This is a genomic window from Aureimonas sp. ME7 (assembly GCF_903970965.1).
GTDB lineage: Bacteria > Pseudomonadota > Alphaproteobacteria > Rhizobiales > Rhizobiaceae > Aureimonas.
In genome coordinates, this window is the sequence record NZ_CAJCKW010000001.1 from 654760 (window position 1) to 679258 (window position 24499).

A 24499-nucleotide genomic window follows, 5' to 3' on the forward strand; every position below is an offset into this window, starting at 1 on the left:
ATGCGTTCGGCGATCTCCTGAGAACGCGATGCAGCTGCGGGGCGCCGTTAAGCCCGACACGTCGAAATCGATCCCCTGTTCCGGCAGGCCTTTCGCTCGCGGATGAGGCGCTTGCAGGGCACGCGTGCGATCCTTCTCCGGACCAATGGGCAACGCGGCGCCCCGGTCCGGAGGGGCAACTGTCTCGTCGGGGCCGACTGGGAACCCGGAGGGGGGCTGGCGCATCCATACGAGGTTGAACAGCATGGTGTTGGGCTTCATCGGCACCGGCACGATCGCGGCGGCAATGGTCGACGGCCTCAGGGGGGGCGACATCCTTGTGTCGCCGCGCGGTACCGCCGTCCCGGCTGAACTCTCCGCCCGCCACGAGGGAGTGAGGGTGGCCGACGGCAACCAGTCCGTGGTGGATGGAAGCGACACGGTCGTTCTTTCGGTTAGGCCGCAAGTCGCCGAGGAGATCGTCCGCGACCTGCGGTTCCGTCGCGACCAACGGGTGGTCAGCCTTATCGCAGCCACGGGATCGACAGCCTGCGCAGGTGGATCGGACAGGACCTTGCGATCATCCAGGCGATCCTCTGGCCCTTCGTCGCCGCGCGAAACGGCGTGACGCCGATATATCCGCCCGACCCCGAAGTCGGCGCCCTTTTCGACCGGCTCGGTACCGCCGTTCCCTGCCGCACGAAGGAGGAGTTCGATCTTCTTGCGGTCGCCTCGGCTTTGAAGGGCAGCTATTTCGGCCTTCTCGAGGCAACCCAGGATTGGCTGCGGGATCGGGGACTGTCCGATGCCTCGTCGCGCACCTACCTGGCCGGCCTCTTCGCCAGCCTAGGAGATTGCATGGCTTGTCCGCCCGCGCGCGTTCGGCCTGAAATTAGAATGGATCTATGTCGTCAGCTTCAGGATCGCCAGATCCCTGCGATCTATGTCTGCAACGGGTCCAGGCCGTGTCAAAACGTCGAGCTTAGTTGTCGTTCGACGTTTTGAGGCCGACCGGCTGGCTAGACGTCAAGAAGGGGCGCACTGCGGCTGCGTTTTGCGATCATTGGGGAGACAGGACGATGCGGTCGGCTGGCGTGATGGGACGGAGCAATACGCCGTGGCTGCCTGGTCAGCCTGCCATTGCGGCGAGGAGCCTCTGGCTGCCCATGATGTTCAGGACCCGCGTGAGATTGTAGGCCAGGACCTGGAGCGCCATCTCGGCCGACACACGCGGTAGCGTCCGGGTCAGGAAATGGGTGGCGCCCATACGGGGCTTCAGCGTGCCGAACGGATGCTCGACCGTCTCGCGCCGCACCCGCATGGCCAGAGGATCGGCATCGAGCCGGCGCTGCACGCTCTCCAGAACGTGCTCGTGCTCCCAGCGCGTGACGCGCCGCTCCTTACCCGTCGTGCAGTCTGCCTTCATCGGGCAAGCCTGGCAGGCGTTCGTCCAGTAGCGGCTGAGCGTCATGCCGTTCTCGACCGTCGTGTATCGGTAGGGGAGCGTCTCGCCTGCCGGGCAGCGGTAGGCGTTCTCGTCGTGGCGGTACAGGAAGTCTTCCTTGCCGAAGCGTCCCGCCGCCTTGGCGCCGGACGTCATCGGTCGTGGCAGCGTGACGGCGATGCCGGCGCGCTCGCAGGCCAAGATCTCCTCGCCGGAGTAGTAACCGCGGTCGGCCACAGCCTCGAGCCGATCGACCTGGAGCGCCTGCTTGGCCTGCTGCGCCATGCCGCTGAGCGGCGCCCGGTCCGACCCGACATTGGTGACCTCGTGCGCCACGATCAGATGGTGTTCGGTGTCCACCGCCACCTGGACGTTGTAGCCCACCATGCCCGACCCGCGTCCGCTGGTTGCCATCGAGCGGGCGTCCGGATCGGTCAGGGAGACCTGACGATCGGGCGCCGCCGCCATCTGCGTCTCCAAGCCGGCGAGGCGCTCCATCTCCTGACCGAGGCGGGCGATCTTCTCGTTCAGCCGAGCGACCTTGGCGGCGAGTTCGGGTGTCGGCTCCTGGCGGTCGGCCGTGTCGAGCTGAGCCAGATAGCGTGAGACACTCTCCTCGATCTGCTCACGGCGCCGCTCGAGCTTGGCCTTGGTGAAGTTGCGGTCGCGGTTGTTGACCGCCTTGAACTTCGAGCCGTCAATCGCGACTCGCGTGCCGGTCAGCAGGCCCATCTCGCGGCATAGAGCCACGAAGCGAGCGCAGACGCGTCCGATGGCGGAGCCGTTCTGCCGACGGAACTCGGCAATGGTCTTGTGATCGGGCGACAGCCGCGCCGTCAGCCACATGACCTCGACGTTGCGGCCCGCCTCGCGCTCCAGCCGCCGGCTGGAAGGAATGCGGTTCAGGTAGCCGTAGACGTAGAGCTTCAGGAGAGCCGAGGGAGGATAGCCGGGCCGACCCGTCGCGGCCGCCTCGACACCCTCGAAGCCGAGCGAACCCAGATCCAGCGCATCGATGAACACGTCGATCACCCGGACCGGGTTGTCCTTCGCAATCCAGTCCTTGAGGCAGGGCGGAAACAGCGTCGCTTGATTGCGATCGACACCGACAACGAAGCGTCCCATGCCACCTTCCGGTCAACACTGACGAGAATAACACGCGTAGGGTTTTGACACAGCCAGGGTCGATAGCAGATGGGCCACCTTTCTGTGCCCACTCCCGTGATTTTTGACCAGCTTGTTCGGGAGGTTTGCCGACGATCCGCGTTTGGTCGCGTCGACGCAGGAAGCGGACGCATGTATGCACTGGAGACACTAGGCTCAGAGCCGTTCGAAGCCCGTCCGAGAGAGACTTGATTACGTGTGGGCGATTGATCTCCTCCAGCAGCGTTCATGCAATATCGAGGCTAACGGAATGGGCATACGCCTGCGTTGCCCATAGTGATTTACGTGCATCACAAACCCAAGTCGCAGGAAGAGCAGAGTTTGACCGTCGATCCTGAGCCGTCAGGCGCTGATCCGTGGCCGATCGATCCCAGTTTGCCTCTGGGCGAGGGCGTCTACCGCGCCTTGCAGGACGCACTGCAGAAAGGTCGGCTGGCGCCCGGCGACCGGTTGCGGGAGGAGGAGATCGCGCGTCGCCTGGCCGTCAGCCGCACGCCGGTGCGGGAGGCCTTCGCGCGGTTGCTGGCGCGTCGCTTCGTCGAGCCTGCGGGCGGGCGTGGCATCGTGGTGCGCACGCTCGACATCGGTGAGGTCACTGAGCTCTACATGATGCGCGAGATCCTGGAGGGCGCCGCGGCGCGTCTGGCGGCGCGCCATGCCTCCGAGTTCGAAGTCGATACGCTGCGCGAGATCGAGGCCGGCTTCGAGGCGGCTGGGGACGAGGCGTCCCGGGCCGAAAGCAACAGGCATCTCCACGACGCGATCGTGCGCGTCGCCCGCAATCGCTACCTCGACGCCAGCCTGGAAGAACTGAAGGACGCTTTGCCGCTTCTCGGGCGCACGACCTTCAGCGTGCCGGAGCGCCCGCAGGCCGCCGCCGCCGAGCACCGCGCCGTGGTGGACGCGATCGCCAGCCGCGATCTCGACGGAGCGGAGGCCGCAGCGCGCGCCCACATCCGCGGAGCGTTGCGGGCGCGCCTTAGCATGATGCGGATCGCCGAGCGCTCCTGAGCGCTCGGCGATCACCCGGTGTCGAACCGCTAGTTCGTGAGGCCGATCGAGCGGAGCGTATCGGCGACCTTGGTCTTCTCGCTGTCGAGGAAGGAGGCGAACTCGGCCTGCGGCTGATACATGTCGACCCAGCCTCGCGTGTCGATCTCCTTCTTCCACGCCTCCGAGCGCGCCATCGCGTCGACCGCTTGCTCGAGCGCCTGCCGATCGGCGGCCGGAACCTTCGATCCGACCATCAGCCCTCGCCAGTTCAGGAGACTCACGTCGAGGCCCGACTCGCGCAGAGTCGGCACGTCCGGAAACGACGGCAACCGCTCCTCGGACGAGACGGCGAGCGGGCGTAGCGCCCCGGACTCGATCTGCGGAGCGAATTCCGCCACGCCGTTGACCCCGACGGTGACGAAACCTCCGAGGATCGAGGCGAGCGACTCGCCGCCACCCGAATGCGCGACGTAGTTGATCCGCCGGGGATCGACGCCCGCGGCGTTGGCCACGAGGCCCACCAGCATGTGGTCGGTGCCTCCGGCCGATCCGCCACCCCAGGAAACCGCTCCGGGATCCGCCTTCAGCCTCTCGACGAGTTGCTGGACGGTCTGGATGGGGGACGCCGTCGGGACGGCGATCATTTCCCATTCGCCGGTGAGGCGGGCCAGCGGCGTCACCTCGTCCAGCGTTACCGCCGACTTGTTGGTGATGACGCCCCCCATCATGATCAGCCCACTGACAAGGACCGTGTCGGTGCTTGCGGCGGAGTTTGCCACGAACTGGGCCAGACCGATCGTGCCGCCGGCGCCCGGCACATTCTGCACCTGCACGTCCGAAACGACCTCGCCGGCTTCCATTGCGGCCTGCATGGCACGGGCCGTCTGATCCCATCCACCACCTGGGCTGGCCGGGGCAACGAGGGTCAGTGCCGACAGGTCCTCGGCGAATGCCGGGCCTCCCACAAGCGCCAGTGCGACCAACGAAGCGCGCGCGCTGCGGTGAAAACGGGTGAGCATGTTCATGAAGTTCCTCCCTGAAACCGCCGCCGAGACGGCCTTTCGGACGGTTCAAGACTCATCCGTCACGTTCAGTATGGCATTGCATGCTATTGTATGCAATAACGCGGCATGGTTGGATCCCGGGGAGGATGGAATGGTCGAGACTGTGGACGTGCTGGTCGTCGGATCGGGCAACGCCGCTCTCTGCGCGGCGCTGGCCGCACGCGAGACGGGCGCGAGGGTGCTGGTCGTGGAGAAGGCGGGGCGGGAACTGGCGGGGGGAAACTCCAAGTACACCGCAGGCGCCATGCGCTTCGTCTACGACGGTAACGAGGATCTCTTGCCGTTTCTGCGAGACCCGTCCGATCCGCGTCTGTCGCGCACCGACTTCGGTGCCTACACGGCCGAGAAGTTCGGCGAGGATCTCCTCGGCTTCAACGATGGGCGGCCCCTGTCGGAGGAGCAGCACGCGCTGATCGACGGCTCCTATGACGCCCTGCGCTGGCTGGCCACGCATGACGTCAAGTTCGAGCCGATCTATTCGCGGCAGAGCTTCGAGAAGGACGGACGCTTCGTTTTCTGGGGCGGTCTGACGCTCGCCGCCGCGCATGAAGGCGTCGGGCTCGTCGATGCCGAGATCGCGGCCTTCGAACGGCTAGGCGGCGAGATCCGATACGATTGCGGCGTGGTGGACCTCCTTGTCGAGGATGAGAGGGTCGTCGGCGCCGTGGTGGAAACCGGCGCCGGCGAGCGCGCGACGATCCGGGCCAGGGCCGTCGTGCTCGGCTCGGGTGGCTTCGAGGCGAACCGCGAGATGCGGATCCAGCATATGGGCCCGAACTTCGCCGATGCGAAGGTGAGAGGCACGCCCTTCAACACAGGGATCGGTCTGGAGCTCTCCTATCGCTTGGGCGCCCAGCCCCACGGCTTCTATGGCGGTTGCCACGCGACACCGATGGACCTTCACACGCCCGAATACGGCAATCTCGACCTGCCGCACGACGAGCGGAAGAACTACCGGAAGATCTGCTACTTCCTGGGCGTGATGCTGAACCGCGACGGACAGCGTTTCGTCGACGAAGGCCGGGATTTCCGCAACTACACCTATGCCCAGTTCGGCCGCGCGGTTCTGGAGCAGCCCGGCGGCGTGGCGTGGCAGATCTTCGATGCGAAGATCGAGCCGCTCCTTTATGCCGAGTACCGTTTCCACGACGCGCACTACGTCGAGGCGGCGACCCTTGACGACCTGATCGCCCAACTCGACGGCGTCAGGGATCCCGCAGCCTTCCGGCAGACGATCGAGGCGTTCAACGCCGCAGTGGACGACAGCCATCCGTTCGATCCCACGATCAAGGACGGGCGCGGCACGCAAGGCCTCGAACTTCCGAAGTCCAATTGGGCGCAGCGGATCGATCAGGGACCCTTCCGCGCCTATCCCGTCACCGGCGGCATCACCTTCACCTATGGCGGACTGAAGGTCGGTCCGAACGGCGGGGTCGTCGGCAAGGACGGACAGGAGATCCCCGGCCTCTTCGCCTGCGGAGAACTCGTCGGCGGCGTCTTCTTCAACGGATATCCGGGTGGCTCGGGACTGACCTCCGGCGCCGTGTTCGGGCGCCGCGCCGGTGCGGGCGCCGCAAGGTTGGCCAGCAGCGTCCCGGAGCAGCTCGAACTGGCATGATCGGAGCAGGCTGATCCACGAGACGTGCACTTGCAATGAATCGAGGGGCGATCTCGCCCTTCGAGGTCAGCGTGCTTCCCGTTTCATGGTCCATGCCATCTGGAAACGGTACCGGAATCCCTCATCGGCTGCGCAATCCCCGTCCGCCTTGAGGATCCTCCTCCGCACAGTTCGCTGGATCCCGCCCGTGGCCTGACCGCTGTGTCATTGCCCCTTCGATCAGCCGCGACCAATCCGGTGCCGGATTCGTACAGATTCTTCGAAGCCGCGGCCCGGGTGCTGTCGGCGCTGTCGGTCGACGACTTGCGTCAAGCACCCGGCGAACGATTTGCCCCAGGGCTTCGCGGCCCATGGAACCCATGCCGTGGACTTGTAGCGCCAATGGCTGCCACAAGTTGCCGCCGTTCAGGCGGGCGACGCGCGTTCCAGAACTTCGCGAAGCCCCTCGCACAGCGCGTCCACCGCCTTTGGGGGGTGGACTGCCAGCCGGAGATAGCGGTCGGACGACCCCAGCTTGTTGCCGCATTCGCGAACGAACAGGCCGTGATCCTGCAAGAGAGCGTCACGCACCCACTGCCCGGACACGCCATCCGGCAACTCGCAGAAAACGAAGTTCGCAGCGGATGGGAAGACGCGAAGCCCGTCGATCCGCATCAGTCGCCCGATCATGTTGTGACGGTCCCGCTTGACGCGCCCGAGGCTGGCGCGGAATGCCGGCGCGTGCGCCAGGACGCGGCGCAGGACGAAAGCCGCAAGGCCGTTGATGTTCCAGAAGGGGACCTGCGCACGAAGTTCCGCCGCCAGCCTCTCGTTAGCGACGGCATAACCCAACCGCACTCCATGCCATCCAAGCGCCTTGCCGAGGCTCTTGACGACAACAAGGTTTCGCGAGCGAAGCGCGAGGGCTGCGGCGCTCTCGACGTCGGAGAAGTCGATGAAGGACTCGTCGACGACTATGAGGTCGAGATCGGGCAAGGAGCGGACGAGCGTCTCGATCTCGGGAGCAGAGAGAACCGTTCCCGTTGGATTGTCGGGGTTGCAGACCACGAGCGTCCGGGCGCCCGTCATGATCACCTGGTCGATGATCTCGGCGACGTTGAGCGTGAAGCCGGCCTCACGTCGCCGTTCGAGGAAGCTGACGCTCAACCCGTTCTCCCGGGGAAGGTCCGTCCAGCGACCGAACGTTGGGATCGGCGTGACGAAGGGAGCAGCCGCGTTCCGGCAAAGTAGCGTGATGAGCTCCGTGGAGCCGTTCGCTGCTACGATGTTCGCGGACGGCATGCCCGTCCATTCGGCAAGATGCGCTTGGTGCGTCTCGGCGTAGTCCGGATAGTACTTGACCAAGTCCGGAAGGGCGTCGCGGATCTCGTCCAGAAGTTCGGGAGGCGGGAAATACGGGTTCACCGGAACACAGAAGTCGAGCAGATCCCGTGTCGGAGCCATCCCCGCTCGGACCTGGAAGAAAGAGGGGTTGTGCGAGGGAGTTCGGAATGCGTTCAGCATGGCCTCAACGTCCCATCCAACAACCGCCGCCAACCACGGCATAGTCGCCGACGATGGGGGCGTCCGTTCCGAACTCCGCCTCCACGGAGCGGCGTAGCCTCTCCCCTGCATCGCCTTCACCGCGCTCGGTGTAGAGCAGGCCCAGCACGGTCCCGCTGTGCGCGCAGTTGACGCCGAGCGCACCTTCCTTGTCCGCGATCCGCTCCAGTGGTGCGAAATGCGCCTTCGGCAGGATCTCCTGGCTGAGGCGGGCACTCTGCCGGGCGGCCTCACCGATCCCCTCAAGGTCCCCGAGACACAGGCTGCGGCCCAGCAGTTCCACGTAGGCCCGGACGATCGCCTCTTGGCGCGCGTACACTGCGCGTGCGCGGTCCCGGTCAAAGCCGACCGTGTCGACCTCCCCACCGCCGTCGATGACGATGACACGCAGGTGTGCGGGGGCGGTCCAGGCGCCAAGACGATGACCCGTCAAGTGGTTCACCCAGGCAATGCCCGCATAGTGGACGCAGTCGGAGGGTTCCACCGACGCGAGCAGCGTCCCCGTCTCGGCGGGCGTCAGCGAGATGCGCGAGCAGCGACAAAGGGCGGACAGGGCCGCCGTCAGGTCGGCCGTGCTCGACGCCATGCCCTTCCCCCTCGGGATCGCGCTGTCGATGCGGACTTCGTGCGTCAGCTCGACGCCGAAGCGCTCCGCCAATGCGTCGGCCAGCCGCCGGACTTTCTGGTGCTGGTCGGGCTCTGCTAGGGCAAGGCCACGCTCAGGGACAACCCGGGCCGTCGCGCAGGCGAACGTGTCGATCGGACAGTTGACGAGGAAGTCCTGCCCTCCGATAGCGCCCTGCACGAGCTCGCCGCACGTCCCCGGCGCACGCATCCGCACAGACGGCGAGGGGGCGGGGGCGATCGGGAAGCTCGACGGCCGGGAAGGGTGGGCGCAAGAAGTTCGCCCTAGGGCGCTGGAACGTGTCATCGAACGTTTGTCCTTGGAGTTGCGGAGGTTCGGGCAAGCGGGGCGCAGGGGAACTGCGGGCGGTGGCTCGGCTCCGGATCGTCGAGTGGGCCACTGAGGGCGGCTTCGAGGGCGAGGATCATCTGCCCCAGCGTCTCGCCATCGAGGTCACGCGCCGTGGATGGTGCATGGAACGGCGCCCTGCGCGCTGGGGCGGCTGCCGTGCGGTTCAGCGGGGCGGGGGAGCTGATCATCGCTCGAACGTCCACACCGGGCGTGACAGGTTGCGCTCGGGGACCAGAACCGTCCGCGTCGAGCATGGCATCACGAGCTGCGCCGGCGCGGGGTTGCGCGCCGAAACGAAGCCGACGGTCAGGAGCGCGAGGAGGCTGGAGGCTTTCAAGGTCGTATCCTTGTCCGAGATCGACGTCGTTCGCGTCGACGGATAAGGTCCTAACCAATCCTCGCTGACAGGCACGTGAGCCAACTGTCAGCGTGCTGTCAGCTTCGATCGGCTAGAGAAGCTAGCGTGCGTATCCTTCATCACTCGATCATACTGCTACGGGCCGGCTTCGTTCTTCTGGCGACGACGATGGCTGTCCAGGCGCAGGACGGAGGGCCGGGCGGGAACGGCCCCGGTGGCGGCGGGGGCGCGTCCGGTGAAGGGCGAGGCGGTGGCTTCGGCGGCGCCGGAAACGAGCTCGGTAGCGGCAACGGGTTGGCGGGGCAGGGTGGTCCGCAGGGCCGTAGTGGTGCGTCTTCCCCCGACCTCTCGCGTTACACTCGTGGCCCCGAGGGCGCGCTCGAAGCCGTGCGCGCCAAGCAGGCGTTGCCCATCGATCTCATCGTGGGCGCGGCGCGCCGCCTCACCGACGGCGAGGTCATAGACGCGAGGATGGTGGCGGCGGGCAACGCGTTGCAGTACGACCTCAAGGTTCTCGAGGCGACGGGCGACGTGCGCAGCTTCCTCTTCGACGCCCGGACCGGGCAACTCGTGAGGATCCGATAGCCATGCGCGTTCTCATAGCGGAGGACGACCAGCGAATCTCGAAGGCGTTGGGCATCAGTCTCTCTGCCGCGGGCTTCGTCCCGGAGTACGCGACCGACGGCGAGGACGCATGGTTTCGCGGTGACACCGAGGCGTTCGACGCGATCGTCCTCGATCTGGGCTTGCCGACCCTGGACGGTCTGACGATCCTGAAGCGTTGGCGCCGCGCCGCCCGGCTTGCGCCCGTGCTCATCCTGACCGCGCGGGGACAATGGAACGAGCGGGTGGAGGGGATCGAGGCCGGCGCCGACGACTACGTCGTGAAGCCCTTCCGAATGGAGGAGGTCGTGGCGCGCGTGCGGGCTCTCGTGAGACGCGCCGGCGGTTTCGCCTCGTCCCAGATAGAGGTCGGCGACATGCTGCTGGACACGCGCGCCATGCAGGTCTCGCGCGGCGGCGTGCCCATCATGCTGACCCCGCAGGAGTATCGGCTCTTCGCGTTCCTTGTCCACCAGCGCGGCCGGATCGTCTCCCAGTCTGAGATCACGGAACACCTTTACTCCCAGGATTTCGAACGCGAGTCGAACGCCGTCGAGGTGCTGGTGGGTCGCGTTCGCAGACGGCTCGGTGCGGGAGTGATCGTCACCCGTCGCGGGTTCGGCTACATGCTGGGCGAGGGAAGCGCTTGAGGATGCGTTCGCTACGGTTGCGCCTCGTGCTGGGCGCGGGCGTATGGATCGCGGTTGCGGTGGTGCTGGCCGGGGCGGCGATCGGCTACCTGTTCGTCGGAAGCGTCGAGCGGGGAGCGCGGGCCGACTTGTCCGCCACGATGGCCCGTCTCGTCGCCCTCGTAGATGCGGGCGCCGCAGGCGACTCGCCGGCATTGACCGGCGCCTTGCCCGACGCGCGCTATGACACGCCGCTCGCCGGCGTCTACTGGCAAGTGACAGACCTCGACAGAGGCGGAATCGCCCGGTCTCGCTCGCTCTGGGACCACGTGCTCACGATCGACGCCGTCCGAGGCGACAGGTTCGTCACCACCGAGGGTCCCGCGGACCAGTCCCTGTTGGCCGCGGCGCGCACGATTCGGTTTCCCTCGGACGAGGGCACCAGACGTTATCAGGTCGTCGTCGCACAGGATCGCTCGATCCTCGATGAGACCATCGAGCGGTTCGGGCGCGAACTGGCGGTCGCTTTGCTCATTCTCGGATTGATGCTCGTCCTTGCCGCCATCTTGCAGGTGCAGCTTGGGCTAAGCCCGCTCGGAAAGCTTCGCGCCGACGTCGAAATGGTCCGGAAGGGGACAACCACCTCCGTCAACTCCAAGTACCCGACGGAGGTGCTGCCCTTGGTCACCGAGGTGAACGAACTCCTGGCGGCGCAACGCAAGGCAATGGAGTTCGCGCGCTCGCGGGCCGCCGACCTAGCGCACGGATTGAAGACGCCGCTCGCCGTCCTGGGGACCTTGGAACAGGAGCTTCAGCGCCGGGGCGACATAGGCAACGCCGGACTCATCGCCGAACTCACGGCAGAGATGCATGACAGGATCGACTACCAGATGCGCTTGGTGGGCCTGAACCAAAGAGCACGCCTCCACAGCCTCAGCGCGTCGCCTGCCCGTGCTGTCGAGCGGACCGCGTCCGTCCTTCGGAAGACACGGATGGGCGAGCGACTGGGTTGGACGATCGACGTCGACCCTGAGATTCAGTTCGACATCGAGGAGAACGATCTCGTCGAACTTGTCGGCGTCGTCCTCGAGAACGCGGCCAAGTGGGCCGACGCGGCGATTCGTGTCAGGGTCGCCGGGAGCGGCGCGAAAGCCGAGTTGCGCATCGAGGACGACGGACCAGGCATCTCTCCGAGCGAATTGAACGGCATCGGAGTGCGCGGCCGTCGTCTCGATGAGACCATGCCCGGAACCGGGCTGGGGCTGGCGATCGCCGGCGAGATCGTCGCATTGAACGGCGGGACGCTCACCTTCGAAAGGTCGACGCTCGGAGGGCTCTGCGTGCGGATCGAGCTGCCGCTCGCGCCGTCGTCTCACCCTTCATCCTGAAAACCGCGACGGCTGGCCGGACCTGAGTGGTCGGCGCCGGCGCGATGGCGATCGCAGTACGCGATCTCCGAGAACGCAAGCGAAAAGTTTTCCGATCCCGGCCGAGCGATCACGGCTGTGACCGTCCTAACCCGAGAGCTGTGCCTCCTCGAACCAGTAGAGACGCATGGGGTTGGCGACGAGCAATCTTTCCCGCGCCTCCTCGCTCGGCGCGATCCGGGGAATCATGTCCACCAACCCACCGTCGTCGGGCATGTGCGTCGTCATGTTGGGATGCGGCCAGTCGGTGCCCCAAAGCACCCGGTCGGGGAACCGCTCCACGAGATGGCGGGCAAACGGCACGACGTCGTCGTAGGAAGGCGGTCCGCTGCGGGACAGACGCTCCGGGCAGGTGACCTTGGACCAGACGTTCGGGCGTTCCATCAGCTCGACGAAGTGGCTGAACTCGGGACCGTCGACAGGTTTCGACACGTCGGGACGACCCATGTGGTCAACCACGACCATGGTCGGCAGGCTCGTGAAGAAGTCCCAGCGCTCTTCAAGGTCGGCCGCCTCGAAGTAGACCACGACATGCCAGCCGAGCGGCGCGATGCGCTCGATGATGCGGTGGTACGTGCTGTCCGGCTTCGGATCGACGAGGCGGCGGACGAAGTTGAAGCGCACTCCGCGCACGCCCGCGGCATCCAGCATGGCCAGGGTCTCGTCGGAGACGTCCGGGCGTACCGTGGCGACACCGCGGGCGCGTCCGCCCGAAGCCGTCAAGGCGTCGACCAATGCCCGGTTGTCGGCACCGTGACAGGTCGCCTGGACTATGACGTTGCGCGAGAAACCCAAGTGGTCACGTAGGGCGAACAGCTCCTCCTTACCCGCGTCGCAAGGTGTGTACTTCCGCTCCGGTGCATATGGGAAACGGTTGCCCGGACCGAAAACGTGACAGTGGGCATCCACCGCGCCGGGCGGCGGGACGAAGCGGGGCTTCGAGGGTGCCGGATCGTAGCTCAACCAGTTCGCGTCCATCTTGAAGTCGCTCATAGGCCCCGTGCCCTCAGTTGCGCGTCGAGTCGCGGATAGACACGTCGCGCATTGCCCTCGAACACTCGGTGCTTGTCCTCCTCGGGGATGGGGAGGGCGTCGATGTAGCGCTTGGTGTCGTCGAAATGGTGCCCCGTCTCCGGATCGATGCCGCGCACGGCGCCGACCATCTCAGAGCCGAACAGGATGTTGCCGACGTCGATCACCTCGAACAGGAGGTCGATGCCCGGCTGGTGGTAGACGCAGGTGTCGAAGTAGACGTTGCGCATCACGTGTTCGGCGAGGGGGGGCCGCTTCAGCATGTCTGCGAGGCCCCGATAGCGTCCCCAATGGTAGGGAACCGCCCCTCCGCCATGCGGAATGACGAGGCGCAGCGTCGGGAAGTCCTTGAACAGGTCTCCTTCGATGAACTGCATGAATGCGATCGTGTCGGCTGCGAGGTAGTAGGCGCCGGTCGCGTGCATGGCCGGGTTGCACGAGCCCGAGACGTGGATCATGGCTGGCACGTCCAGCTCGACCATCTTTTCGAAGAACGGGTACCACGCCCGGTCCGTGAGCGGCGGTGCGTCGAAGCGGCCGCCGCTCGGGTCTGGGTTGAGGTTGCAGCCGACGAAGCCGAGCTCATTCACGCAGCGCTCCAACTCGTCAATGGAATGCGCGATCGACACGCCCGGAGACTGGGGAAGCTGACAGACGCCGATGAAGGTCTCGGGATAGAGGTCGACCACGCGCTTGATGAGGTCGTTGCAGCGCCGCGTCCAGGCTTGGCTCACCGCTTCGCTGCCGACGTGGGGCGCCATGGCCGAGGCTCGTGGCGAGAAGATCGTCATGTCGGCGCCACGCTCGCGCAGGAGCCGAAGCTGGTTGGTCTCGATCGAATCGCGGATTTCGTCGTCCGAGATCTCCGGATAGTCCGGATCGACATCTCCGGCCGCCCTGAAGGCCGCCTCCTGTCGGTTGCGCCATTCGGTGTGTGACGCCGGAGCGGTCGTGTAGTGGCCGTGGCAATCGATGATCATGGAAGTTCGTCCTGCGGCTGCGGGGCGGTCCGAACGTGACGGGCAGCTCCTCCGGCGAAGACCGCGGGCTAGCGTCCGTTTCGTCCACCTGCCTCTTGTAAGGTTACCCTCACGTTCCGCGAGCATCGAAAGCGGTTGCCCGCCATTCAAATTCCGGATGTGTCGGGCTGCGCGGCCGCCGTGAGCGCGTCGATCAGGGCGCTCTGGATCGCGGTCGGGCGCCAGTCCGCGCGGAGCGCGATCCCGATCCGGCGCCGCGAGCCAGGAACTGGGCCGGCGACGGCGGCGAGGAGCCCAGCATCCCGCTCGACCCGGAACTGGTCGGAGGAGAGAAGGGCGAGCCATTCTCCCCGAAGCATCAGCCCGCGGGCCGTGAGCACGGAGCCGCATTCGATGCGTCGTGCCGGACGCCGCGCCGCGAACATCGTTTCCCAGACCGCGCGCATCGGCGCGCCGGACGCTCCGACGATCCAAGGGAAGGACGCGAGTGCCTCGAGGGTCGGCACTTCGTCGCCTGCGAGCGGGTGATCGGCACGGCCGACCACGAAGAGGTCGTCGTCCAGGAGCGGGCGCTGCACGACGTCTGAGCTCGGTGCCGGATCGCGGAGCGCGCCGACCAGGATGTCGATCTCGCCGCCGCGCAACGCCATCAGCAGTTCGGTGTAGGAACCCTCGACGATCGTCACCTCAGCCTGTTCGTAAGCTGACATGAGGAGCGCCAGGGCTTCCGGCAGGAGCCGCGCCCGGGGAAGGGGAAGCGTACCTACAACGACGCGCCCGGTTCCCGCCCGAACCAGTGCGGCCAGTTCGTCGAGCCCCGCCTGCAGCTCGGCGACCATCAGGCGGATCGAGCGGACGAAGCGAACGGCGGCAGCGGTCGCCCGGACGGTGCGTCCTACCCGCACGAGAAGGTTCTGCCCCAGGATCAGCTCCAGCTCCTTGACGGCCCGGTGCACGGATGGCTGGGCCAGCCGCAATTCGCGCGCGGCCATGACGTAACTGCCGGAGCGCTCGACGCTCGACAGCGCCCGTAATTGCCCCATCGTCACGCGCCGCTCGATGTATGCGATCTGCGGAAGCCTTGCCGCCCGTCGGATCCGGCGCCCGCCTGCCACAAGGTGGTCGAGCGCCCGCGCCGCGCGAGCGATGAAGGTCGCTCCGGCGGGGGTCGGCACGGTTCCGCCGGGAAGACGGTCGAACAGACGCTGGTCTAGGAGGATCTCCAGCTTAGTGAGTGCCTGGGTGAGCGCGGGTTGGGAAAGGTTCACCGCGCCCGACGCCGCGCTTACGCTGCCCTCCCGCGCTACCGCGAGCACGGCGTCGATATGGCGAAGATTGAGGTCGAAGGGCCCGAGCATGATCCATCTATAGCGAAGGCTTATGGCACGCACGCTCTTTCGTCTGGTGCATTCGAGTTGGCTGGGGCACCTCTGGGCGAAAGGATCCCGCGCCGTTCCGAAACGGATGGGACGCACGCTTCCCCGGCAGGGAGAACTCGGCTGCGCCCGGAAACTTGCCGGGTGCCGCGCTGGGCGGAGATCCGACGGTTCAGGGAGGCAAGGCTATGTGCAAGATCTTCGGGATGACCCGGCGTGGGATGATTCGGCTGATGGGCGGAGCGGCGCTCGGCGCTCTCGCCCCGCTGCTTCAACCGGATGCCGCGATTGCGCAGGACGCCTATCCCAATGCGCCGGTAACGATCGTGCTGCCCTTCGGGCCGGGCGGCATCGCGGACATTACCGCGCGCATCGTCGCCGAGGGGCTGACCCGCAAGCTCGGCCAGCAGTTCTTGGTCCAGAACCAGCCCGGCGCCGGTGGCTCCACCGCGGCGCGCATCGTCCTGTCGGCGCCTGCCGACGGCTACACGCTGGCCTTCTTCACGAACGGCACCTCCATCTCGGTTCCGCTTTTCGCGCAACTGCCCTTCGACCCGGTCCAGGAGTTCGTCCCCGTCTCAAGTCTCGCCTACTTCGACTTCGTCTTCGCGACCCGGAAGGGCGGTCTCTACGACTCCATGGAAGCGTTGCTGGCAGCCTCACGTGCGGAACCGGGCGTCCTGAACGTCGGCACGGTGAACGTCGGCTCCAGCCAGAACCTCGCGGCCGAGCTGTTCCGCACGACGTCGGGCATCGAGTTCACCGTGGTGCCCTACCGCGCGACGCCGGATCTCCTGGTCGGCCTCCTGGGGGAGGAGGTGGATCTCATCATCGACAGCGAGGCGGCCCTGAAGTCGGCGCTCGACGACGGACAGGCGCTGGCGGTGGCCTCATCGGGCCCCAAGCGCTCGACCGTCTTGCCAGACGTTCCTACTGCCGCCGAAGCCGGGGTCGCCGGCTTCGACGTCACTTCATGGAACGCCATCTTCGCGCCGGCCGGAACGCCGGAACCCGTGGTCACCCAGCTCAACACCGCCGTGAACGAGATCCTGGCGGATCCGGCGACCATCCAGCGCTTCCGTGAACTGGGCGTCGAGGCGCGAGGATCCACGCCGCAGGCCATTGGAGAGCGGATGCAGGCGGACATCGTCAAATGGGGGGCGGTGATCGAGAAGGCCGGGATCCCCAAGATGTAGGACGACAACGGGCGGCATGTCCGCCGTCGTCGCAACCCCGGAAACGACCGGAAGGAAGACGCCATGAAAACGAAGATCGTTCTGGTGTCGTCCATGGCGATGCGGCAGATCCTCGGTGAACTTGCGGAGCGCTACGAGGCGGAAACGGGCTGCCTCGTCGATCTCAGGCCCATGGGGGGCGTGGACGCCGCGAACCGCGTTCGGGAAGGCGATGCGGCCGACGCGGTCGTGCTCGCCCGCGATGCCATGGCCGACCTGGAACGGGCCGGTCACGTCCGCGCCGGAAGCACGGTGAGCCTCGCGCGCTCCGGCATGGCCGTGGCGGTGCCCACCGGCGCCCCGCATCCTGACCTTTCCGACGAGGCGGGATTTCGGACGAGCGTCTTCGGCACCAGCCGCATCGCCTATTCGACGGGGCCGAGCGGCAACCACTTCCTCCGTCTGTGCGAGCGTTGGGGTCTGCTGCCGGACGGGGCCGAACGCCTCGTGAAGGCGCCACCCGGCGTACCCGTCGGGGATCTCCTCGCAAGGGGCGAGGCCGCGCTCGGCGTCCAGCAACTCAGCGAACTGCTCAATGTGCCCGGTATCGAGATCGTCGGCCCTCTGCCGCCCGAGATCCAGTCGATCACGGTTTTCTCGGCAGGCGTCGCCGCCAGCTCGCGGAGACCGGAGGAGGCGGGCCGTCTGATCGCCTTCTTGGCAGACGGAGAAGCCGCGCAGGTCAAGCGCCGGCATGGCATGGAGGCGGCTTGAGCTGATCGCTCGTCCAACCGTGGACGCATAGCCTAAGGTGCCGGCGGCAACTCCGCTTCGCGAGCCTAGCCGGCAGCGAAGTGGCCGACCACGAAGCGACGCAGTTGCACGGCCGCAGGCGAGAGGGGCTTGCCACGTCGGGATACGATGCTGATCTGGCGGCGGACCTCCGGCTCGGCCAGCCGGATCAGCCGCAGGTCGTCGCCGACCTTAGACGGGAACGACATCTGCGGGATGACCGCCGCCGCAAGCCCCTCGCGCGCCAACGCGATCGCGGTTTGCAGGTGCTGGACCTCGAACTGCCATTCGAGACCCTCCACCTTACCGTCAAGGGCGTCGTCGATGATGGCCCTGTTCCCGGTCCGGCGGCTGACCCGGATCAGGGGAAGCTTCGAGAGCTCGCTCCAGCGCACCTCGTCGCGGTTCGCCAGCGGGTGCGACGGTCCGCAAACGAGGACGAACGGATCGTCCAGCAGAACCTCCGTGTCGAAGTCCCAGCGGTCCGTGAAGGTCATCGTCAGCCCGAACTCGATGACGCCCTGCTGGAGCAGTTCGACGATCTCGGATGCCGAGAGATCGAAGATCTGCACGTGGACACGGGGTTGCTGGCGGTTGAACGCGCGCAGGATCGACGGCAGCCGACCGCTGGCGATCGTGGGCAGGCAGCCGATGGAAAGGGTCTGCCGGCGCTCGTCGCCCTCCTTCTTCAACTCCTCAAGCGACGACGACAGCCCTTCGACGGCAGCCTGGACCTTTGGGAGGAGCGTCAGCCCGGCCTCCGTGAGCGAGACGCGCCGTGTCGTTCGCGACAGCAGTTTCACGCCCAGGTCGTCCTCGACCTTGCGAACGCGATGGCTGAGCGCCGTCTGGGACAGGTTGAGGTGGAGCGCGGCGGCGCGGAAGCTGCCGTGTTCCGCGATGGCAAGGAACGCCCTCAAGCCCTGAAAGTCGATGTTCACAGGAAGTCCGCCCTTTGGATTGATGCACCGAATCGCTCAATCCGCCGAAGGAAATCATTTGTTACAGCAGTTGTCGACTTCCATAGTCCCTGCGTCATCAACGGAGGGGAGGCTTCGTCTTGGCGTTTCCAGCACATGCTCTCGTACGCAAGCCACGCAACCTCGTCGGAGGCCTGCTGCTGGTCGGCCTCGCCGCGGGCGCGCTACGCCTGTCCGCCCAACTCGACCAAGGAACGCTGGGGGCGATCGGACCGGGAATGTTTCCCCGGTGGCTCGCGTTCTGCCTCGGCCTATGCGGCCTTGCGGTCGCCGCCTCGGCGCTGAAGGAGGGCGACCCGTCCGGGGCCGACGGGCTGGAGGCGATAGGCGTGCGGGGCCCGGCATTGGTGCTGCTGGCGATCGCCTCGTTCGCCCTCACGCTGCGTCCCTTCGAACTCGGGCCGTTCTCGACCCCGGGCGGCGGCCTGCTCGTCGCGGGCCCCCTGACCGTCTTCCTCGGTGGCCTTGCGACGCCGGAGGCCCGTCCGCGTGAGTTGCTCGCGATCGGAGCGGGCCTGACGGCGTTCTCCATCGTGCTTTTCGCCGACCTCCTGAACCTCCCCATCCCGGTCTACCCGCAAGCACTGGCCGACGCCCTCTTCGCAGGCTGGTCGCACAAGACGGTCCTACGCGTCCTGGCGGCGCTGCTCGCCCTTATCGCCGCGGTGCTGGTCGTCCTCGGCGAGCGGGCGCCGACGGAGGCCGACCGTGGTTGATCTCGTCTCCAACCTCGCGACCGGCTTCTCGGTCGCGCTCACGCCGCTGAACCTTTGCCTGGCCTTCCTCGGCTGCCTGATCGGAACGCTGATCGGCGTCCTTCCTGGCATCGGCCCTATAGCGACCATCGCCATGCTGCTCCCGATCACCTTCGGCATCGAGCCGACGGGCGCCCTGATCATGCTGGCAGGCATCTACTACGGCGCGCAGTACGGCGGCTCCACGACGGCGATCCTCATCAACATCCCGGGCGAGGCCACCTCGGTCGTCACCGCCCTCGACGGCTACCAGATGGCCCGCCAAGGCCGTGCCGGCGTGGCGCTCGGCATCGCGGCGATCGGGTCCTTCATCGCCGGGACGGTGGCGACCTTCCTGATCGCGGGCCTGAGCGCGCCGCTGACGGGCGTCGCCCTCGTCTTCGGGCCGAGCGAGTACTTCGCCCTCATGATCCTCGGCCTCATCTTCGCGGTCGTCCTCGCCCGCGGCTCGGTCGTGAAGGCGGTCGCGATGATCCTTCTCGGGATCCTCCTGTCTACCGTCGGCACCGACATCGAGACGGGCGAGCAGCGCCTGACCTTGGACTTCGAGTTCCTCATCGACGGCCTCGACTTCGCCGTCCTCGCCATGGGCCTGTTCGGCATCGCCGAGGTCCTGCGCAACCTCGACCACAACGAGACGCGGGACCTCGTGCAGACGAAGGTCGGACGCCTCCTGCCGAGCATGCAGGAGTTCAGGACCTCCATCGGCCCGATCCTTCGCGGCACGGGTCTCGGCTCGATCCTCGGGATCCTCCCCGGAAGCGGCGCCGTGCTCGGTCCCTTCGCGTCCTACGCGCTCGAGAAGAAGATCGCGGCCGAGCCGGCGAGGTTCGGCCGGGGCGCCATCGAGGCAGTCGCGGGGCCGGAGGCGGCGAACAACGCGGGCGCCCAGACCTCGTTCATTCCGCTCCTCACCCTCGGCATCCCCTCGAACGCCGTCATGGCGCTGATGATCGGGGCCATGGCCGTGCACGGCATCGTGCCCGGTCCGCAGGTCATGACGAGCAACCCGATGCTGTTCTGGGGCATGATCGCCTCGATGTGGATCGGCAACCTGATGCTGCTCGTCATCAACCTGCCACTCATTGGCATCTGGGTGCGCCTGCTGAAGGTGCCCTACAGGGTCCTGTTCCCGGCGATCCTCCTGTTTTGCTCGATCGGCATCTACTCGGTGAACTCGTCGACCATGGACGTTCTCCTGATCGGCGTGCTGGGTCTTGCGGGCTACGTCCTCATCAAGCTCGACTTCGATCCCGCGCCGCTCGTCCTCGGCTTCGTCCTCGGCGACCTCATCGAGGAGAACCTCCGCCGCGCGCTGCTCCTTTCGCGCGGGTCGGTGGCGAGCCTTGTGGAAAGCCCGATCAGCGCGATCCTCCTGCTCGTCGCCGCCCTGATCCTCGCGCTCGCCGTCCTGCCGAACATCCGCCAGCGCCGCGACGAGGTCTTCGTCGACGACTGAACGCGAGCGTGCCAGCCAGCACGGGACGCCGCAGGCTGCCCGGAAGCGACACCACAAGACATCACCGACAGGGAGGAAACGACATGGTCCATGAAGCGAGAAGGGCGGGCGTCGAAGTAAGCCGCCGCACGGTACTGGGCGGGGCGGCCGCAATTGCCGCCGGCTTCTTCGCCAAGCCGTTCGCGGCGCTCGCGCAGGAGTATCCCACGCGCAACGTCACCCTCATCGTGCCGTTCACGCCCGGCGGCTCGACGGACATCCTGGCCCGCCTCCTCGGCCAGGAGCTGGAGAAGACGCTCGGACAGCCGATCGTCGTGGAGTCCCGTCCGGGCGGTGGCGGCTCCGTCGGCGTCGGTTTCGTCGCCCGCGCCAACCCGGACGGCTACACGCTCGTCATGGGGCACATCGGCTCGCTGGCCGTCGCCCCGAGCCTCTACCCGAAGCTGCCCTACGACCCGGTCAAGAGCCTCTCGCCCATCAGCGGGATCGCGAAGGTCCACAACATGCTGGTCGTCAACCCGTCCGTCCCGGCGCAGAACCTTTCCGAACTCGTAGCCTACGCCAAGGCCAATCCCGGCAAGCTGAACTACGCCTCTGGCGGCAAGGGCAGCGCCGCCCACATCGCCATGGTCGCGCTCTGCGACGCGGCGGGCATCCAGATGACCCACGTCCCCTACAAGGGCACGGCCCCCGCCGTGACGGACCTTCTGGGTGGACGGGTGCAACTGACCTTCACGGGCGCGCCGAACCTCATCCAGCACGTCAAGGCAGGCACGCTCCGCCCCATCGCGGTCTCGGGCGCCACGCGCCTGGCGGCCGCGCCCGACGTCCCGACCGTGGCCGAGGCCGGCTACCCCGGGTTCGAGGCCTCCCAGTGGTACGGCATCCTAGCCCCCGCCGAGACGCCCGCGCCGATCGTCGAGCGCCTCAACACCGAAATCGTCAAGGTCATGGCGTCGCCCGCGATCGCCGAACGGCTCGCGGCGGAGGGGGCAGACGTCTGGACGGACACGCCCGACGACTTCCGTGGCTTCATCGGTCAGGAGATCGTCCGCTGGGGCGACCTGATCAAGAAGGCCAGGATCCAGCCCGAGTAGCGCGATCTCGGCCGGGACACTTCAACGGTTCCCGGCCGCACTCTCCAACAGGCCGACGAACTCCCGCTGGGCGTTCGTCGGCATCCAGCTCGCGCGCAGCGTCAGTCCGATGCGGCGAGAGGTGTGGGAGAGATCGACCGCCAGCGGCGTCAGGAGCCCGCGGCTGATCTCGGCCTCCACCTGGAGCCTGGAAATGCACCCGACATGGTCGCTGATCTCCAGAAGCTCGCGCATGAGGATCATGGAGCCGGATTCGACGATGCTGGCGGGTGGGGCAATGCCCCGGAACAGGGCGTCGAAGTGGGCCCGGATCGGTGTGCCGGGCTGCGCCACCACGCAAGGGTATGCGGCCACGTCGGCCACCTCGACCCTGTTCCGGTCGGCAAGCGGATGGTGGCGTCGCGTCACCAGCGCGAGCGTGTCGGAGAACAGGTGGCGCTGCTCGACGTCGGCGATCGGGAGGGGGTCGCGCAGCGCGCCGACGAGGAAATCGATCTCGCCCCGGCGCAGACCCGCCAGGAGATCGTCGTACGGTCCCTCGACGACGTGGACGGGCAGGTTGGGCCGCATCTCCCGAAAGCGGGCAATGGCCTTCGGCAGGAGGTAGGAGCGGGAAAGCGGCATGCCCCCGATCACGATCCGTCCGGCCTCGCCGGACTGCGCGTCGGCAAGATCCGCCTCGGCCTGGTCGAGCTCGACGAAGGCGAGGCGGGCGGCCTGCGCAAGGGCCTGTGCCGTCCGTGTCGCGACCATGCCGTAGGAGGTCCGCTCCAGGAGTGGCCGGGCCGCCTCGTGCTCGAGCTGGGAGACGGCTCGATGGACCGTCGGCTGGGCGAGGCCGAGACGCCGCGCGGCGAGGGTGAAGTTCTCCGCTTCTCGCACCGCGATCAGTGCCTGGAGCTGCGCGGTCGTCGCCGTGATCAGGAGCCTCGGCGACAACGCGGACAGGACCGGGTCGAGATGCTCGAAGGCACGCCTCACCCGAAGGGCGAGGATGTCGCCGAGCGGCGTCGCGAACAGGCCTTGCGGCGTGCGCCCGAAGAGAGGGGCGCCAGCGGTCCGTTCGAGTTTGGCGATCGCCTGCGTGACGGCAGGCTGCGTGACATGGCAGCTCTCGGCTGCCCGGGTGACCGAGTGGGTGTCGACGACCGCCAGGAAGACGCGCAGGTGACGAAGGCTGTGCCCCGCTATCAGGGTCGGCTCCCCCGCCTCTCCGCCGGTCACCGGACCAAGCGCTCGATCACGCGGTCGGCCCGTTCGGCAAGCTCGTCGGAGCCCGGGGCCACCTTCAGCGTCGCCACCTCGTCCTGCCACTCGGCCGCCGCTTTCGTCATCCGGTCGGGTAGCCCGAGGTCGCGCAGCGTGGCGGCGACCTCCCGCATCTCCGCGGCACGGCGGGTCCCGTGGACCATCATGCGCTCGAAATTGTAGGCGGAGCGCGCCCGCCAGTCGAAACCGGGGTCGGAGGCCTGGAGCGAGGCAAGGACGGCGTCCTCCACGCCCGCTCGCCGGGCCGCAAGAACGCATTCGGCGGTAAGGGCCTCGAAGCCCTTGATCATCACGGAGCGAAGCATCTTCGTCGCCGAGGCCGCGCCGACCTCCGTTCCCGCCACATTGCCCTTCATGCCGAGACCCGAGAGGGCGCGAGCCGCCGCCTCGGCCCCCGCGCCCGACAGGAGGAGCGGCACCTTGTGGCGGGCCGGATGCACCGGGGACATCACCGCAACGTCGACGTAGGTTCCGCCCGCCCGCTCGATCAGCGCGGCGTTGCCCTGCTTTGTGGAGGGCGCGCATGAGTTGCAGTCGAGGAAGAGCGTGCCCGGCTCGATGTGGCGGGCAGCCTCCTCGGCGGCGTCCCGGGCGCGGTCGGCGGTCACAAGGCTGAACACGACGGACCGCCCGCGGGTCGCGGCGTCGGGGGCTGCCGCGCATTCTACGGCCAGGTCCTCGCAAGGACCTGTGATGCTGCTCCGCAGGGCGGGATCGAGCACCTTCTCGTCGAAGGCGGCGACCGAGATGCCGGCGGGCACGTCCGCCGCCGAGCGCCAGCCCGAGACGAAGGCGCGTGCCGCCTCGCCGAAGCCAATGAAGCCGATGTCAGGCACGTTCGTGATCGTGTCCATGCGTTCCTCCGTCGGGCTGTCGCGCCGTTCCATGACGGCAAAAACTGGCAGAGGTCGATTGGCCTGAACAGGCGTTATAGCTTTAACTTATGGGTGGCCCATCAATCCCAATTAGCGTTGCGGCGCGATCGGCGCGACACCTCCCGGCAACGCAGGAGGAGGGATTCATGACCGATCGGAAAACGGCGCTCGTCGTCAGCGCCCACGCGGCGGACTTCGTGTGGCGATGCGGCGGGGCCATCGCGCTCCATGCCGACAAGGGTTACGAGGTCACCGTCGTCTGCCTGTCCTTCGGTGAGCGGGGCGAGTCCGCCAAGCTCTGGAAGCAGCCGGACATGACGCTCGACCGCGTCAAGGCGGCGCGCCGGGCGGAATCGGAGAAGGCCGCGAAGGCGCTGGGCGTCCACGACCTCGTCTGCTTCGACCTCGGCGACTACCCGCTCCGCCTCAATGACGGGGACAAGGATCGCTTGGTCGACGTGATCCGCGACGTGCAGCCGTCCTTCATGCTGTGCCACTCCCAGTACGACCCCTACAACACCGACCACAGTTATGCGACGCAGGTCGCCCTCGAGTGCCGGATGATCGCGCAGGCCTGGGGCCACAAGCCCGGACAGAAGGTGCTCGGCGCCCCGCAGCTCTATCTCTTCGAGCCGCACCAGACCGAGCAGATGGGCTGGAAGCCGGACACGTTCCTCGACATCACCCCCGTCTGGGACAAGAAGCGGGCCGCCATCGAGTGCATGGAGGGGCAGGAGCACCTCTGGGAGTTCTACACCCGTGTCGCCCAGAACCGGGCCAACCACTTCCAGCGCAACTCCGGCGGCCAGTCCGGCGGGCGGGCGTCGAAGTACGCGGAAGGCTTCCAGTCGGTCTTCCCGCGCACCGTCGACGAGCTCTGAGGGCCAGGGCCGCGGGAGGCGGCCGCAAGGG

Annotated in this window: 23 protein-coding genes; 12 read left to right on the forward strand and 11 right to left on the reverse strand. The window is 67.2% G+C overall.

From position 1 onward, the window contains the following. Window positions 1-244: 244 nt before the first annotated feature. Entirely contained in the window at window positions 245-607 is a 363-nt protein-coding gene (locus H7A85_RS03020; protein ID WP_182084384.1) for an NAD(P)-binding domain-containing protein, read from the forward strand. A 501-nt stretch (window positions 608-1108) separates the two neighbouring features. On the opposite strand, the gene H7A85_RS03025 is transcribed toward H7A85_RS03020, so the two are convergent. Then, window positions 1109-2548: an IS1182 family transposase gene (locus tag H7A85_RS03025; protein ID WP_182084385.1), complete on the reverse strand. Its 1440-nt coding sequence runs from the start codon at window positions 2546-2548 to the stop codon at window positions 1109-1111. Between the two features lie 360 nt (window positions 2549-2908). Between H7A85_RS03025 and H7A85_RS03030 the strand changes: the two genes are divergently transcribed. After that, window positions 2909-3598: a GntR family transcriptional regulator gene (locus H7A85_RS03030; RefSeq protein WP_244630895.1), complete on the forward strand. Its 690-nt coding sequence runs from the start codon at window positions 2909-2911 to the stop codon at window positions 3596-3598. Between the two features lie 29 nt (window positions 3599-3627). Here the strand turns inward: H7A85_RS03030 and H7A85_RS03035 are convergent, their stop codons facing one another. After that, window positions 3628-4605, reverse strand: a complete 978-nt coding sequence (locus H7A85_RS03035; RefSeq protein ID WP_182084386.1) for a tripartite tricarboxylate transporter substrate-binding protein — start codon at window positions 4603-4605, stop codon at window positions 3628-3630. A 130-nt stretch (window positions 4606-4735) separates the two neighbouring features. On the opposite strand from H7A85_RS03035, the gene tcuA reads away from it, so the two are divergent. Continuing rightward, a complete protein-coding gene (gene tcuA, locus H7A85_RS03040) occupies window positions 4736-6262 on the forward strand; it encodes an FAD-dependent tricarballylate dehydrogenase TcuA (protein ID WP_182084387.1) in 1527 nt (508 codons plus the stop codon). Between the two features lie 405 nt (window positions 6263-6667). Here the strand turns inward: tcuA and H7A85_RS03045 are convergent, their stop codons facing one another. From H7A85_RS03045 to H7A85_RS03055, 3 genes are all read right to left on the reverse strand, one after another. Next, on the reverse strand, window positions 6668-7705 hold the full coding sequence (locus H7A85_RS03045) for a histidinol-phosphate transaminase (RefSeq protein WP_182084388.1): 1038 nt from the start codon (window positions 7703-7705) through the stop codon (window positions 6668-6670). A gap of 64 nt (window positions 7706-7769) precedes the next feature. Then, window positions 7770-8609 carry a hypothetical protein gene (locus tag H7A85_RS03050; RefSeq protein WP_182084389.1) on the reverse strand — a complete coding sequence of 280 codons (840 nt, stop codon included), beginning with the start codon at window positions 8607-8609 and terminating at the stop codon, window positions 7770-7772. A 355-nt stretch (window positions 8610-8964) separates the two neighbouring features. Continuing rightward, a complete protein-coding gene (locus H7A85_RS03055; RefSeq protein WP_182084390.1) occupies window positions 8965-9117 on the reverse strand; it encodes a hypothetical protein in 153 nt (50 codons plus the stop codon). A 126-nt stretch (window positions 9118-9243) separates the two neighbouring features. Between H7A85_RS03055 and H7A85_RS03060 the strand changes: the two genes are divergently transcribed. From H7A85_RS03060 to H7A85_RS03070, 3 genes are read left to right on the forward strand one after another with little or no spacing between them, the layout of a single operon-like run. Further along, window positions 9244-9723, forward strand: coding sequence for a hypothetical protein (locus H7A85_RS03060; RefSeq protein ID WP_182084391.1), 480 nt, complete (start codon window positions 9244-9246; stop codon window positions 9721-9723). Between the two features lie 2 nt (window positions 9724-9725). Beyond that, entirely contained in the window at window positions 9726-10391 is a 666-nt protein-coding gene (locus H7A85_RS03065) for a response regulator transcription factor (RefSeq protein ID WP_182084392.1), read from the forward strand. A gap of 26 nt (window positions 10392-10417) precedes the next feature. Next, window positions 10418-11758, forward strand: a complete 1341-nt coding sequence (locus H7A85_RS03070) for a sensor histidine kinase (protein ID WP_244630908.1) — start codon at window positions 10418-10420, stop codon at window positions 11756-11758. Between the two features lie 126 nt (window positions 11759-11884). Here H7A85_RS03070 and H7A85_RS03075 read toward each other — a convergent pair whose 3' ends face one another. The 3 genes from H7A85_RS03075 to H7A85_RS03085 form a co-directional block, all read right to left on the reverse strand. Beyond that, the gene (locus tag H7A85_RS03075; RefSeq protein ID WP_182084394.1) at window positions 11885-12790 is read right to left on the reverse strand and encodes an amidohydrolase family protein; all 906 of its coding nucleotides are present in this window, start codon (window positions 12788-12790) and stop codon (window positions 11885-11887) included. Continuing rightward, window positions 12787-13809 carry an amidohydrolase family protein gene (locus H7A85_RS03080; RefSeq protein WP_182084395.1) on the reverse strand — a complete coding sequence of 341 codons (1023 nt, stop codon included), beginning with the start codon at window positions 13807-13809 and terminating at the stop codon, window positions 12787-12789. Before H7A85_RS03080 ends, H7A85_RS03075 begins: the two co-directional genes overlap by 4 nt. Window positions 13810-13955: 146 nt before the next feature. Next, the gene (locus H7A85_RS03085) at window positions 13956-15167 is read right to left on the reverse strand and encodes a LysR family transcriptional regulator (protein WP_182084396.1); all 1212 of its coding nucleotides are present in this window, start codon (window positions 15165-15167) and stop codon (window positions 13956-13958) included. Between the two features lie 206 nt (window positions 15168-15373). Here H7A85_RS03085 and H7A85_RS03090 point away from each other — a divergent pair, with 206 nt between their 5' ends. Together H7A85_RS03090 and H7A85_RS03095 are read left to right on the forward strand one after the other, a co-directional pair. After that, complete coding sequence (locus tag H7A85_RS03090; RefSeq protein ID WP_182084397.1) at window positions 15374-16381, forward strand: tripartite tricarboxylate transporter substrate-binding protein; 1008 nt, start codon at window positions 15374-15376, stop codon at window positions 16379-16381. 63 nt (window positions 16382-16444) lie between these two features. Beyond that, entirely contained in the window at window positions 16445-17134 is a 690-nt protein-coding gene (locus H7A85_RS03095; protein ID WP_210270210.1) for a substrate-binding domain-containing protein, read from the forward strand. A gap of 65 nt (window positions 17135-17199) precedes the next feature. Here H7A85_RS03095 and H7A85_RS03100 read toward each other — a convergent pair whose 3' ends face one another. Next, complete coding sequence (locus H7A85_RS03100) at window positions 17200-18093, reverse strand: LysR family transcriptional regulator (protein WP_182084398.1); 894 nt, start codon at window positions 18091-18093, stop codon at window positions 17200-17202. 119 nt (window positions 18094-18212) lie between these two features. Here H7A85_RS03100 and H7A85_RS03105 point away from each other — a divergent pair, with 119 nt between their 5' ends. The 3 genes from H7A85_RS03105 (at window position 18213) to H7A85_RS03115 (ending at window position 21443) form a co-directional block, all read left to right on the forward strand. Then, complete coding sequence (locus H7A85_RS03105) at window positions 18213-18848, forward strand: tripartite tricarboxylate transporter TctB family protein (RefSeq protein ID WP_182084399.1); 636 nt, start codon at window positions 18213-18215, stop codon at window positions 18846-18848. Beyond that, on the forward strand, window positions 18841-20346 hold the full coding sequence (locus H7A85_RS03110; RefSeq protein WP_182084400.1) for a tripartite tricarboxylate transporter permease: 1506 nt from the start codon (window positions 18841-18843) through the stop codon (window positions 20344-20346). Before H7A85_RS03105 ends, H7A85_RS03110 begins: the two co-directional genes overlap by 8 nt. 83 nt (window positions 20347-20429) lie before the next feature. Next, window positions 20430-21443, forward strand: a complete 1014-nt coding sequence (locus H7A85_RS03115; RefSeq protein WP_182084401.1) for a tripartite tricarboxylate transporter substrate binding protein — start codon at window positions 20430-20432, stop codon at window positions 21441-21443. A 21-nt stretch (window positions 21444-21464) separates the two neighbouring features. On the opposite strand, the gene H7A85_RS03120 is transcribed toward H7A85_RS03115, so the two are convergent. After that, window positions 21465-22667, reverse strand: coding sequence for a LysR family transcriptional regulator (locus H7A85_RS03120; RefSeq protein WP_182084402.1), 1203 nt, complete (start codon window positions 22665-22667; stop codon window positions 21465-21467). Then, entirely contained in the window at window positions 22664-23566 is a 903-nt protein-coding gene (locus H7A85_RS03125; protein ID WP_182084403.1) for an NAD(P)-dependent oxidoreductase, read from the reverse strand. The genes H7A85_RS03120 and H7A85_RS03125 overlap by 4 nt, the downstream gene beginning before the upstream one ends. 167 nt (window positions 23567-23733) lie before the next feature. Between H7A85_RS03125 and H7A85_RS03130 the strand changes: the two genes are divergently transcribed. Then, window positions 23734-24468: a PIG-L deacetylase family protein gene (locus tag H7A85_RS03130; protein ID WP_182084404.1), complete on the forward strand. Its 735-nt coding sequence runs from the start codon at window positions 23734-23736 to the stop codon at window positions 24466-24468. The last annotated feature ends 31 nt before the right edge of the window (window positions 24469-24499 follow it).

Bases quoted from the DNA above. Each gene is read 5' to 3' on its own strand.
- H7A85_RS03115 (WP_182084401.1), top strand. From the start codon at position 20,430: ATGGTCCATGAAGCGAGAAGGGCGGGCGTCGAAGTAAGCCGCCGCACG.
- tcuA (WP_182084387.1), top strand. From the start codon at position 4,736: ATGGTCGAGACTGTGGACGTGCTGGTCGTCGGATCGGGCAACGCCGCT.
- H7A85_RS03020 (WP_182084384.1), top strand. From the start codon at position 245: ATGGTGTTGGGCTTCATCGGCACCGGCACGATCGCGGCGGCAATGGTC.
- H7A85_RS03085 (WP_182084396.1), bottom strand. From the start codon at position 15,167: ATGCTCGGGCCCTTCGACCTCAATCTTCGCCATATCGACGCCGTGCTC.
- H7A85_RS03095 (WP_210270210.1), top strand. From the start codon at position 16,445: ATGAAAACGAAGATCGTTCTGGTGTCGTCCATGGCGATGCGGCAGATC.
- H7A85_RS03080 (WP_182084395.1), bottom strand. From the start codon at position 13,809: ATGATCATCGATTGCCACGGCCACTACACGACCGCTCCGGCGTCACAC.
- H7A85_RS03045 (WP_182084388.1), bottom strand. From the start codon at position 7,705: ATGGCTCCGACACGGGATCTGCTCGACTTCTGTGTTCCGGTGAACCCG.
- H7A85_RS03125 (WP_182084403.1), bottom strand. From the start codon at position 23,566: ATGGACACGATCACGAACGTGCCTGACATCGGCTTCATTGGCTTCGGC.
- H7A85_RS03075 (WP_182084394.1), bottom strand. From the start codon at position 12,790: ATGAGCGACTTCAAGATGGACGCGAACTGGTTGAGCTACGATCCGGCA.
- H7A85_RS03130 (WP_182084404.1), top strand. From the start codon at position 23,734: ATGACCGATCGGAAAACGGCGCTCGTCGTCAGCGCCCACGCGGCGGAC.
- H7A85_RS03035 (WP_182084386.1), bottom strand. From the start codon at position 4,605: ATGAACATGCTCACCCGTTTTCACCGCAGCGCGCGCGCTTCGTTGGTC.
- H7A85_RS03025 (WP_182084385.1), bottom strand. From the start codon at position 2,548: ATGGGACGCTTCGTTGTCGGTGTCGATCGCAATCAAGCGACGCTGTTT.
- H7A85_RS03090 (WP_182084397.1), top strand. From the start codon at position 15,374: ATGTGCAAGATCTTCGGGATGACCCGGCGTGGGATGATTCGGCTGATG.
- H7A85_RS03065 (WP_182084392.1), top strand. From the start codon at position 9,726: ATGCGCGTTCTCATAGCGGAGGACGACCAGCGAATCTCGAAGGCGTTG.